9 protein-coding genes are annotated in these 12,953 nt (G+C 38.3%); 5 read left to right on the top strand and 4 right to left on the bottom strand.

The genetic code is table 11. The annotated features are described in order from the left end of the window. Positions 1-12 precede the first annotated feature (12 nt). Positions 13-1,023 (bottom strand): D-alanine--D-alanine ligase, encoded by a 1,011-nt coding sequence (locus VSA01S_RS12675; protein ID WP_039983155.1) that lies wholly within the window; start codon positions 1,021-1,023, stop codon positions 13-15. A gap of 170 nt (positions 1,024-1,193) precedes the next feature. Next, positions 1,194-1,757 carry an SPOR domain-containing protein gene (locus VSA01S_RS12680; protein ID WP_039983156.1) on the bottom strand — a complete coding sequence of 188 codons (564 nt, stop codon included), beginning with the start codon at positions 1,755-1,757 and terminating at the stop codon, positions 1,194-1,196. Between the two features lie 276 nt (positions 1,758-2,033). Here VSA01S_RS12680 and VSA01S_RS12685 point away from each other — a divergent pair, with 276 nt between their 5' ends. After that, positions 2,034-4,679 (top strand): bifunctional acetate--CoA ligase family protein/GNAT family N-acetyltransferase, encoded by a 2,646-nt coding sequence (locus tag VSA01S_RS12685; protein WP_039983158.1) that lies wholly within the window; start codon positions 2,034-2,036, stop codon positions 4,677-4,679. 251 nt (positions 4,680-4,930) lie between these two features. Then, a complete protein-coding gene (locus tag VSA01S_RS12690) occupies positions 4,931-7,084 on the top strand; it encodes a TonB-dependent hemoglobin/transferrin/lactoferrin family receptor (protein WP_039983159.1) in 2,154 nt (717 codons plus the stop codon). 386 nt (positions 7,085-7,470) lie between these two features. Here VSA01S_RS12690 and galE read toward each other — a convergent pair whose 3' ends face one another. After that, the gene (gene galE / locus VSA01S_RS12695) at positions 7,471-8,487 is read right to left on the bottom strand and encodes a UDP-glucose 4-epimerase GalE (RefSeq protein WP_039983160.1); all 1,017 of its coding nucleotides are present in this window, start codon (positions 8,485-8,487) and stop codon (positions 7,471-7,473) included. A 251-nt stretch (positions 8,488-8,738) separates the two neighbouring features. Here galE and VSA01S_RS12700 point away from each other — a divergent pair, with 251 nt between their 5' ends. From VSA01S_RS12700 to VSA01S_RS12710, 3 genes are read left to right on the top strand one after another with little or no spacing between them, the layout of a single operon-like run. Then, positions 8,739-9,485: a 5-oxoprolinase subunit PxpA gene (locus VSA01S_RS12700; RefSeq protein ID WP_039983161.1), complete on the top strand. Its 747-nt coding sequence runs from the start codon at positions 8,739-8,741 to the stop codon at positions 9,483-9,485. Between the two features lie 38 nt (positions 9,486-9,523). After that, positions 9,524-10,210, top strand: coding sequence for a 5-oxoprolinase subunit B family protein (locus tag VSA01S_RS12705; RefSeq protein ID WP_039983162.1), 687 nt, complete (start codon positions 9,524-9,526; stop codon positions 10,208-10,210). Beyond that, positions 10,207-11,142 (top strand): 5-oxoprolinase subunit C family protein, encoded by a 936-nt coding sequence (locus tag VSA01S_RS12710; RefSeq protein ID WP_039983163.1) that lies wholly within the window; start codon positions 10,207-10,209, stop codon positions 11,140-11,142. The genes VSA01S_RS12705 and VSA01S_RS12710 overlap by 4 nt, the downstream gene beginning before the upstream one ends. 13 nt (positions 11,143-11,155) lie before the next feature. On the opposite strand, the gene VSA01S_RS12715 is transcribed toward VSA01S_RS12710, so the two are convergent. Beyond that, on the bottom strand, positions 11,156-12,595 hold the full coding sequence (locus VSA01S_RS12715) for an NAD(P)-binding protein (protein WP_039983182.1): 1,440 nt from the start codon (positions 12,593-12,595) through the stop codon (positions 11,156-11,158). Between the last annotated feature and the right edge of the window lie 358 nt (positions 12,596-12,953).

Below are 12,953 nucleotides of genomic sequence, written 5' to 3' on the forward strand. Positions count from 1 at the left end.
ATGCATATTTGACTATAAAACACTCGGTTGTGATGTTTTTTTACTCTCAATACAACATGCTAAAAATTCATGAAAAAAATGACCGTTGTTTTGTAACATTTTAGGGAACATTGATATTGGTGTCATACCTGGGAATGTATTGACTTCGTTCAAGTAAATCTCACCATTCTCTGTTAAGAAGAAATCGATTCTCGAAAGGTGACGAAGTCCCATTTGTTTAAAGACTCTTTCCGACATGATTCGAATAATTTTAGTTTGCTCACTGGTCAAGTTTTTAGCTTCAACTTCTGTTATTGAGTGACTAGTCGTACTGTACTTCTCATCATATGAATAAAAATCGTTATCTGGTGCAATGATCTCGCCAGGTTTAGTTATATGAAGTTGACCATCCATTTCATAGGCGGCGACTTCCAGCTCACGTGGCTTGACTGATTTTTCAACTAAAACTTGTTCTGAATAGCCAAATGCATCGTTGATAGCACTTTCGACAAGATGCCTTTCGGTTACACTGTAGCAACCAACTGAAGAACCTTGCCTTGCAGCTTTAACAAATACTTTACCCCACTGATCAAATGCTTCCAAAGCTTGTTGGATAGATTGCTGATCATTACGTGTAAGAAATAAATAGGGCGTATTGGGAATGCCAATTGCATCATACCAGAGCTTGGAAGTGATTTTATTGAAGCTGTTACTACTGGCTTCAGGACCACACCCTAGATAAGGAATATCTGCCATCTCAAATAAGGATTGGATATCTCCTGTTTCACCAGGAAAGCCATGAATACACGGTACGATAAAATCAATCTGAATGCTCGAGTCCTTTGAACATAACTGCTTCGAATTGATATTTAAGTATACCGACTCACCTTGGTCAGTCAGCCACTTATCATTTTTAATCTCTACGCGAACGACTTGGATATTTTCTATCAAGTTTAGCTGTTGCTCGACAAAATTTGCTGACATGAGTGATACCTCGTGCTCTGACGAACCACCACCACATAAAAGGAGGACATTTTTAATCATGAATTAATCTTTCCGTGATCGCTAAAGAGAATCTCAATATGATAAACAATTAAGCAAAGAGGTACAGTTATTTTAGTGAGATACATACTGTTTGGACAGGATTTATGCAAATCAAACACTCAAGTTTTAAGCTTGTAAATAAAAAGGGAGCCGTGGCTCCCTTTTAGATATTAGTTTATCTTTTTCAAATTTGGATAAGCGGAACTCTTAATCGAATCAATGCTTTTGACAAATGGACTGAGTTGACGAAAATGCTCCGGTAACGATGAGATAGCACGTTTGGCTTCTGCCTTGGTAGCATAATCACCATAGAGAACAGAATACCATTTCGTTCCATTAACGATCTTGTAGTTTTCCCAAATAGGCTGACCACTTTGCGGTAATTTATTAGCAAACTGGCTGACTTTTTCCGAGCTACCTACAGCTACAACTTGGATGGTATAACCAAAGCGTTGGAGACTGGCTTGCTTTCTGCTTGGTGGGACAATTTCAATTGGTTTGACTTGGTTCTTAGGAGTGAGTCGAGCGTAATTTTTCTCTGGCGTACTTACTGGTTTTCTTGCAAAGTCTTGAGAGCTTTCTTGTACAACTTCAGTCGTTTCGGAAGTTGTTATGGATTGTGATGATGTTCTATAGTCTTCACGGTAGCTTTCGGTTGTAACATCAGAAATGTAAGTTTCAGATGCACATGCAGATAGAAGCACTGACAAAGCTAAAATTGAGATCTTTTTCATGGAATTATAAACGCTCTAAAATTTTACTATAAATCATGCCGATAGCTGGGCATATTATCAAGTACAAAACACAATAATTTGTGACTTTGGTTTGAACAATGGTAATCATGGCTCAAAAATTCAGCAATTTCTAGTTCATTCACGTTTTGCCTTAATGTTATTCGCTTATTATACCCCTGCTCGAGTGACGTGCCTGAGAGTCGAAGTCGTCTCGTTGAACACTTATCTTGAGGTTTCTTGGATAAAGATTTATTGATCTCACGGCATGGAGTCATAATGAATAAGTTACATAAATTATTTAAACCAAAGTCTGTTGCTGTGATCGGCGCTTCTCAGAAGTCTTTTAGCGCAGGTCATATTGTAATGAAAAACTTGTTACAATGTGGATTTAACGGAGCAATTATGCCTGTAACACCTAAATATCAAACTGTATTTGGTGTTATTGCTTACTCAGATATTTTATCTCTCCCATTCATACCAGATATTGCTATTTTGTGTACCCATGCTTCTCGTAATTTATCTTTACTAAAAGAGTTAAGTCAGCTAGGTACTGAATTTGCAATTGTTATTTCTGATGACCAACAACCAATTGATGTGTCCAACTTAAATATCCGAGTTCTAGGTCCAAATAGTCTTGGGATGATTCTACCTTGGCATAATTTTAATTGCTCTTTTTCACCTGTTGCGGCCAAACCGGGGAAAATCGCCTTTGTTTCACAGTCGGCAGCTGTTTGTACAACAATTCTTGATTGGGCACATGAGAAGAATATTGGATTTTCGTCATTCATTTCAATTGGCCAGGGCAAAGATATAGGCTTTGCAGAACTGCTCGATTATTTGTCTATGGATAATAAAACAGAGTCGATATTGTTATATGTTGATTCTATCCATGATGCGAGACGTTTTATATCAGCGGCAAGAGCTGCATCACGAAACAGAAGAATTTTGGTTCTTAAAGCAGGAAGATATTCCGAAGCTCGCACATTAAACAACAAACCCTCAGATTCTTTAGATATCATTTACGACTCTGCTATTCGTAGAACGGGTATGCTTCGTGTAAAAAATACTGTGGAACTTTTTGCTGCTGTTGAGACATTGACGCATTCAGTACCATTACGAGGAGAGCGATTCGCTGTCATTACTAATGGCGGAGGGCCTGCTGTTATGGCTATTGATGAGCTTTTAAATCGTGGTGGCAAATTAGCAATGTTAGATGAGGAAACAAAATCTGAATTAACTAAATGTCTCCCTAATAATTGGCAAGGAACCAACCCTATTGATTTAAAAGGCGATGCGACAAAGTATCATTACATTCAATCTTTAAATGCTTTAATGAATAACGATTGTACTGATGCTATTCTGATTATGCATTGCCCTTCTGCAGTATCCGATCCTTTGGATACTGCTCTTGCTATTATCGATTTCATAAAAAAACACCCCCGTTATAAACATTTTAACTTTTTAACCAATTGGGCTGGTGAACTCATGTCACATGAGGCTCGTCTAGCTTTTACTCAGGCTGGTATTCCAAGCTATCACACCCCAGAAAGTGCTGTTGCTGCCTACATGTATCTCGTTGAGTATCGGCGAAATCAACAGCATTTAATGGAAACGCCAACGACCGCAGAACCCTTACATTCAAGTCGTGTTAAATCAGCTAGAAAATGGATACAGGATCAGCTAGGTACAAAGCAAGTAACCCATTTAGATACGCATCAAGTCTTTCCATTATTTGAGCAGCTGGGGTTTCAGCTCTTACCTACCTATATTGCACGTGATGCAAATGAGTCATCGATCATGGCAGATAAAATTGGTTATCCTGTTGCTGTAAAACTTCGTTCTCCGGATATCAAACATAAATCAGATGTGCACGGTGTCGCTTTAAACTTGCGTAATAAACAAGAAGTTGAAAATGCTGCAAAATCTATTTTTTCTGATCTTAAACACTATGAACCTTCCGCTAGACTTCAAGGTTTATTAGTTCAAGCCATGGCAAAGTTAGGGAACGCAGAAGAGCTGCGTATTAGCATCATATCAGATGAAGTGTTCGGTCCAGTTATTTTACTCGGTCAAGGTGGAGCTAATTGGAACTTGAATCAAGATGCGGTAGCAGCATTGCCTCCTTTAAATATGGCATTAGCACGCTACTTGATTACTATTGCTTTAAAAACAAACAAAATACGCAGTCAAAAACATAAAAAGGCAATCAATATAGACGCGTTATCTCAATTCTTGGTAAGAATTTCTCAAATGGCTGTAGAATTACCAGAAATAGAAATGCTAAACATTCATCCACTCCTTGTTGACGATAACAATATGACCATTATTGATGCTGACTTAACTTTAAAATCATATTGTGCCAATGCTCAACAAAGACTTGCTATTAGACCTTTTCCAGCTGAATTTGTCGAAACGGTCAAGCTTAAAGATGGACAACCTATTTTATTGCGCCCAATCCTGCCTGAAGATGAGCCCGATTACATCGCTTTTATCAAGCGAGTTTCAAAAGAAGATTTGTACAATCGGTTCTTTTCTGAAGTTGGTGTACTAAACCATGAGGCACTCGCCCACCTTACTCAAATAGATTATGACCGAGAAATGGCTTTCATTGCGATAGCATACTCCGACAACAAACCTTCAATAATTGGAGTTTCCCGAGCATTGATTAATCCTGACAATAGTAATGCTGAGTTTGCGATTTTAGTCCAGTCTGATCAAAAAGGGATAGGTCTTGGCAAAATCTTAATGAAGAAAATAATAAATTATTGCCAAGTTAAAGGTACAAAAAAAATATCAGGTATAACATTGCCAACAAACAGAGGCATGCTGTCTTTGGCACAAAATCTTGGATTTGAGCTTGATATTCAGTTTGCTGACGGTACAGCAGATATGTCGTTACAATTATCTATTTCTTCCGACTAGAGCCTTTCACCTCTCTCGTAACTTATTTAACAACTTAAACCGCTATTGTGATACTTGTCACAATAGCAGTAATTTAAGAATTGAATTTTTTGTCAAAAAACATCGTTTAGTACACTGATTACATTAAATAAAAACTTATGTAGCACAATTTTATCTCTAATGCGCAAAAACAAAACACAATGATAACGATAGTAATTCTCATTTACATGAATTAACATTCACACCTTGTTAAATATCATGGAGTTGAAAAAATGTTCAAGCGATCTTTGTTGTCTACTTCTATCCTCTTTACTTTTTGTCATGCTGTAAACGCACAAGAAACTTTTAGCTTACAAGAAGATTCTGATAGAAAAGAGTACTCACAATTTGATGAAGTATTAGTATCTGCAACAAGGAATAGTCAAAATCTTGAATCTGTGGCGGCCTCTGTCAGTGTCATTACAGCTAAAGAAATCGATGCAAACATGGTTGAAGACATCAGAGAACTATTTAAAGATACTCCTGGTGTCACCGTTAACACGACTCAACGTCAAGGCGTTCAGAGTATCAATATCCGTGGTATTGAAGGAAAACGGATTAAGATATTAGTTGATGGTGCATCACAACCTGGCGCTTTTGATGGTGGTCCCTACTCTTTTATCAACTCTAGTGCGGTATCGATTGATCCAGACATGCTGAAAAGTGTTGAAGTCGTAAAAGGCGCAGCTTCTAGTCTTCATGGCAGCGATGCAATTGGTGGCGTTGTTGCTTTTGATACCAAGGATCCTGCGGACTTCTTGGACGAAAATCGAGCAATGGGCGGACAAGTTAAACTAGGGTATTCATCAGCGGACAAATCATTTAACGAACACGTTGCACTTGCGAATCGCTTTGGAAAAGTAGAATCTCTTGTCGCTTTTACACGCCGTGATGGAGAAAAATTGCAAAACTTTGCAAAATATCCCTATGTAAATAACTCGGTTAAATCTCAAGATTACAGTAAAAATGATTTATTGGTTAAGATACAATCACAATTAAATGATCAACACCAAATATCCTTATTAGGTGAAATGATCTCAAACCAGAGTAATTCTGACCTTGCCAGCATGAATTCTGACATCGATAAATCAAACGACAAATCAAAACAGAATCGTTTGGGGATTAAACACCTGTGGTATGCGGATTCAAAGGTTGCCGATAGCATCACTACTCGAGCTAACTGGATTAATAAAAAAGAGCATGCAATTACTCATCGTTTTCAGCCAGAAAATGAATGGTATTATGATAATAATCAGAAAAAAGATTACCATTACTCCGAAAAAAGATTTGAGATAGAGACTCAAATTGATAAAGAAATTCATAATCATTACTTAAATTATGGTTTGTCTTATAAACACAGTAAAATAAGCAATACTAATAAGGAGTATAATTCTGCGGCAAACAAAGACGATATACTCTATGTTTATAGTCCAAATGCAACAGAAAGTAGTATCGGTGTGTTTATCCAGGACGAAATTACTCTTTTAAATGATAAACTTACTTTAACTCCTGGTGTACGCTATGACCGCTTTACTACTGACCCAGACAAAGTCGATGGTGAATCATTTAAACAATTTGATGATTCTGCTTTTACTGGCCGTTTGGGGGTAACCTACCAGTTGTCGCAAACAGGCATCATTTTTGGACAAATAAGCCAAGGATTTCGTGCTCCTTCATTTGATGAACTCTATTATACCTATGATAATCCGCGTCACGGTTACATTAACAAGCCAAATCCGAATTTGAAATCTGAAAAAAGTATATCCTACGAAGTTGGTTATCGTCACATTAATGCATTTTCTGTCAGTGAAGTCTCATTATACTACAGCGATTACGACGACTTTATCGCTCAAGTTGCCACGATGAATCACGGGCTGAATGAATATACAAATGAAAATTTAGCTGAGGCTACAATTAAAGGCATAGAGCTATCAAACAAGCTGGATCTTCACGCGCTTGCTAACGCACCTGAAGGACTTTCTACTCGAATTGCAGCGGAATATACGCAAGGCGAGGATGGACAAGGCAGACCTCTTAATAGCGTCAATCCATGGAATGCAGTGGCAGAAGTCAATTACGACTCACCGAATAAAGCTTGGGGTACCAGTTTGAAAGTCAGATATGTCGCCCCAAAATCGGATTCAGATATCAATTATGATAAAAATAATGGTGGTACAGAAAATCAAGTGGCTATCCCCTCAGCAACTGTTGCTGACTTAACCGCTTACTACAAACCAATCGATGATGTAACCATTCGTGCCGGTGTAATGAACTTAACGGACGAAAAGTATTATATGTGGAACGATGTTCGAGGGAAATCTGCACTAACAAGCGATCTTACCCAGGCAGAAAGGAACTACAGCCTAAGCGTTAAGTATGAGTTCTGATTCTATTTAAAAATTCAACAACAAAAAAGCCAGCGTTAATGCTGGCTTTTATTATGGTAATTCAACTTTCACATGAAAATATTATGAAAGGAATAAAAGTGAAAGTTTTACTTTGCCATCTCTTTTTTCACCATCACTGCTGCAGCGACGATAAAGGCGATGATCAAACCAAGTTCCATTGACTACCCCGGTTAATTCAGACGAAATTAGGATTTATGTTAAAAAAGCATGAGTTATTCTATCACTTTTAAGCATTTAAACCACAATTTAGCCAATGTATTGCTAACATTTCGATTTAGATCAAACTACGTGCATGGATTCAGGTACTTGTCCCCCCCAAAATGTGAAATAGGTTTGAGGGGCATTATTTTAGCACCTAATATTGTTTATGCGTCTGGGTAACCTTGAGGATTGTTGGATTGCCAACGCCATGTATCTGCGGTCATTTCAGCAAGAGTTCTCTCCGCTTTCCATTCTAATTCAGATGCCGCTTTAGTAGGGTCTGCCCAACATTCGGCGATATCACCTGGGCGACGCTCAACCAATTGATAAGGAATAGTTTGACCAGAAGCTTGTTCAAAAGCATGAATCATGTCCAGAACACTGAAACCATTACCTGTACCGAGGTTATAAATGTGTAGGCCTGATTTGTTCCCTACTTTATTAAGTGCGGCAATATGCCCATCAGATAAATCCAGTACATGGATATAATCGCGAACGCCAGTCCCATCTTTGGTTGGATAATCACTGCCAAAGACAGATAAATATTCTCGTCGTCCCACTGCTACTTGAGAAACAAATGGCATCAAGTTATTTGGGATACCTTGAGGGTCTTCACCAAGCTCACCTGTTGGGTGTGAACCAACAGGATTAAAGTAACGCAGTAACGTTACACTCCAGTCAGGGTTTGCTTTTTGAAAATCAGTAAGGCATTCCTCTACCATTAATTTACTGCGGCCATAAGGGTTAGTCGCACTGGTAGGGAAATCTTCTGTAATCGGCACAGACGTTGGGTCACCATAGACGGTTGCTGAAGAGCTGAAAACAATCGATTTGACACCTGCTTCACGCATTGCATCTATGAGAACTAATGTCCCATTAACATTATTATCATAGTATTCCAAAGGTTTGGCAACAGATTCTCCTACTGCTTTTAAGCCAGCAAAATGAATGACAGACTGAATGCCATGCTGCTTCATCACTTCAACTAACAGAGCTTTATCACGAATATCGCCTTGTATGAAAGTGGGCTTCTCGCCACATACTTTCTCTATCCGCTCCAATACGGAAGATTTACTGTTATATAAATTATCAACGATGACTGGAGTCATGCCAGCAGCAATCATTTGGATACAAGTGTGGCTGCCAATGTAACCCATCCCACCAGTAACAAGTACTTTCATTTTTCGTTCCTTATGACGTTATTTTCTTAGTCTAACGCTTTATCATTCATATTTAAATATTACCTCTTTGCTTTACTTGCCACTTGTATTGACTATCCACTAAAATTAGATCGAAACATTCAATAAAAATTTCTCTTAAATTGCATTATCTATCAGGCAGATCAATGGCGATTGAGTTATAGAAAATGGCTTTTTAACAATAACTCACGCACTATGTGAACCAGTCAATGAAAATAATAGGTCACTAACCAATGACATTAATTAATAGACCACAACTTAGCCTCAATTGTGATATGGGAGAGAGCTTTGGTTCTTGGAAAATGGGCGATGATGAGCGCGTAATACCCTACATCGATATGGCCAATATTGCCTGCGGCTTCCATGCATCTGATCCTACAATTATTCATAATACTATTGCGCTCGCCAATCAACATGATGTTGAAATTGGTGCTCACCCAAGTTATCCGGATTTACAAGGCTTCGGTCGTCGTAGTATGGCAATGGGTGGTGAAGAAATAACGAACATGTTGATTTACCAAATCGGCGCACTACAAGCCTTATGTCGTGCACAGTACACTGATATTAACTACATAAAACCGCATGGCGCTCTTTATAACGACATGATGATCGACGATGGTATTTTCTTCTCGGTGGTCAAAGCAGCCGCTTTTTTTAAATTACCTTTGATGATTCTTGCTTCACAAGAGAATGAGAAATATCTAGAAATTGCTGATAAATTTGATGTGCCATTGTTGTTTGAAGCCTTTGCTGACAGGCTTTATCAAAATGATGGAAAGTTAACTGCCAGATCTCAGTCTAATGCTCTACTTAGTAATGAAGCTACGATCTTGCAACAAGTACAGATGTTGGCCAATTCAGGAAAAGTAAAAACAATTTCAGGTCAATATATTCATTTGGAAGCAGATACGATTTGTGTTCATGGAGATAATGAAGACGCTATCACTTTAATTCAAAAGATTCGCGACTGCTTGCCATAACTCAATTTATCAAAGTTCACCAAAAGAGAAGGATCTCTATGAAAAGTGACCAATACTTCATCTTTCCAGCATCGGAAGGTGCCTTAATAATCAAATTTGACAACTCTATTTCGACTAAATCTATTGGGCAGCTTGCTCAGCACTTGCGCGAGAACATGACATCAAATAGTGTCGTGAATATAGTGCCTTCATATCAGACAATTTTAGTTCATTACCTACCTTTTCGGATTGATGACATCCATATTTATGAATATATTCAATCAACGATATGTAATTTCAAGCCAATCACTTCATTAAGTAGTGATGAAAAAACGCTAACTATCCCAGTGTACTATGGGAAAGAAACTGCATTAGACATTGGGCGCTTTATAGAAAAGGGCGTACATTTAGATCAGCTGATTAAAGAACATTCAGAGTCTATTTACACTGTATCAGCTATCGGTTTCGCACCAGGTTTCGCTTACCTTTCAGATGTTCCAAGTTCTATTGCAATTCCAAGATTAGCAACTCCTCGTTCTTTTGTGCCAGCAGGTAGCGTGGCTATCGCTGATAATAAAACTGCAGTCTATCCATCAGACAGTCCCGGCGGTTGGAATGTCATTGGAAAAACACCACTTAACTTGTTTATCGATAGTCCTCCTTTTATTCCTTTTGAAATGGGTGAAAGCGTCATTTTTACGCCTATTTCACGAAATGAATTTTTTCAATTGGGGGGACAACTATGAGCCAAGCTGTCATTGTGGTAAAACGGTCAGGACCTTTATCTTTAATTCAAGATTATGGACGTTTCGGATTGGCCCATATTGGTATTACTCAAGGAGGGCCTGTTGATGATTATGCGTATTGTTGGGCAAATCATTTGCTAAAAAATCCTATTAATTCCTCAGTGATTGAAATAACGTACGGTCATTGTTCATTTGTCGCCTCAGAGGACTGCCACCTCGCAATCTGTGGTGGTGACCTTAGTGCAAGTATCGATGATGTTCCGCTAAACAATTGGTCAGATTTCCTTTTGAGGAAAAACCAAACTCTCGAATTTGGCCATACTAAAAATGGGCTGCGAACTTATTTAGCGATTAAAGGAGGATTCTCGGTAAAGCTGCATCTTGGGAGTACTGCTACAGTGATGAGAGAATCATTAGGAGGGATTGACCAACATGGAAGTAAGTTAAAATCTGGTGACGTCATACCATTCCAATCACATCATTTACCAGCTTCCAAACCTCGTCAGGTTACATTCCGATATAAACCAGATTATAACTTACCACTTTCTCTTAGAATCATTGAAGGCTATCAGTTTAATAGTTTTTGTTCTGATGAGCAGGAGAAAATTTATTCCAAGCCATTTGCCATTTCAAATGATTCAAATCGTATGGGATATAAAGTTTTGGGAACGAAAATTTGTCCTCCAACTAATGAAATCTTATCGGAAGGCATTGCACTCGGAGCGATTCAAGTTCCACCAGATGGTTATCCCATAATTCTTCTTAATGACCATCAAACCATTGGTGGATACCCCAAACTTGGTTGCATCGCTAGAATAGATTTGCCCCGCCTTGCTCAGGCTAAACCTGGGCAAAGCATACGTTTTGTGAAAGGCAATCGAAAAGAGTTACAAGCAGCTTGGGTTCAATGGGCTCGTTTTTTTGGTTATTGATATCAAAAACACTTTATGGGTACACACCATAGAAATTTGCTAGTTCTGGCGGATAACCTCGATCATAACAAAGTTGAGTGGCGTACTGTTCTATCTCCTTTGGGCTCCAATGGACAGTGATTGGATGCTGTTGCTCGATTTCAGTTGATTTAGATAAATTAAACCAATGTTGAACGATTTTTTGCGCCGCTAACAGTGTCGACGAAGCTTTCACTACCTCTATTCTAGCGTAATTGTTCTCTTCAAATGTGACATCTGCTGCCCGAAGAATTGGATCTTTTCCTGGGATTTGTTGAGCACCAAATAAAGCCTTTCCACCTTGCTTTGCCGATTGATAATTAGGAATAAATTGTGCCATATGTTGAATAGCACTATTGGTTCTTTGTTGTAGAACCTCCGGTTGCCAACCTTGATAAATTTTGGAAAGGTATTGAAGTGGTAGCTTTGGTTGGGCTGAATAAGCAGTACTTTTAACTAAACCGCCTTGAAACAGTGTTATGTCTTTTGTCATACCATGAAGCTGAAAATAACCATTTCTATAAGGCGTAAGTTGTGCCATGCCTTTATCGGTTCCTCGAGGACCATGAAAAATCACTTCTGGCCACATTTGAGTACATGCTTGCCAATGGGTCACATATGCCGATTTGAATTCAACTAGCCTCTCTCGTTTCAAACCAACATTATCATCAATAGCTCCAGTCTCAAAACCACACGCGTTTACCAAATAGTCACAGTGTAACGGGTGGTTTTCATCATTTTGTTGATAAGTGAGGTGCCATTTTTTACCATCCCATTGTGCATTCGATAATTTGGCATTTAAGCAAACATTAGCATTGTCTGAATCTAATAAAGTCATATTAGCGATAGCTGCGAGGCGGAAAACACTCCATCCATACTCTTGCACGGCGACAACTGGATATTTCAACATCTCTAAATCAACATTTTGTGCAAATGGAATGCACCATTCATCAATAGTTTTAGGCGTTTTAGGTTGTACTTTTTTTGCCAATAATTTAAGGTCTTGCTTGCTGTAAAGTTTGAAATACGTTTCAGGATCACCCAAAACTTGATTTCGTGAATCTGCTAATACCATCTTCTGATAAGCTTTTTTAATAACTTCAAGGCGAGGAATCAGATCCTTAGGCTCTCCGCCATCAGACTCAGGCACAGCAATAAGAGTCGGCCTGATATTAAGAGAGTGTGGATACAAGCGAATGGTTTCAACGGACTGAGTAAGAAGCTCGAGGCAATGTTGTTCAGAAATTTCGCGGTAAAGGTTTCCGCCAGCATGTAAATGACAAATTGGAGGACCATTAACTAATGAAGGGCCTTTTTCTAGAACGGAGACATGAAACCCTAGCTCAGAAAAATGAATGGCTGCGGTCGCTCCCGCAACCCCTCCGCCAATGACCGCAATATGTTTGTTTTTGTTATCGGAAATTTTTGGCTTCATTTTTATTGATTTTTTCATAATTTAACATTAATTCTACTCGGCTTTTGGAATGATTAAAATCACAAAAAAATTATGGGTTAAAAATCACTATAACAAAATGGTATTAATTCTTTCTAAATGATTGAAAGCCTATATTTTATACCAATAAGTGGTGACTTTTTGAACGTTCCAACCAATTCGAAATTGAGCCAATCTTCATTACTTTTCAAATGTCATACCTTCACTTTTTCATGACTCAAAAAATTCAAAAAAATTGCATAATTTTCTTGACGTATTTCAGTGAAATTCCGATTAAGCTATTTAAATAATCCAGTTAAATTGCAACCTCCCAATACATAAAGCCTGAAGAAAACCTCCT

The organism is Vibrio sagamiensis NBRC 104589, from assembly GCF_007990935.1.
Classification (GTDB): domain Bacteria; phylum Pseudomonadota; class Gammaproteobacteria; order Enterobacterales; family Vibrionaceae; genus Vibrio; species Vibrio sagamiensis.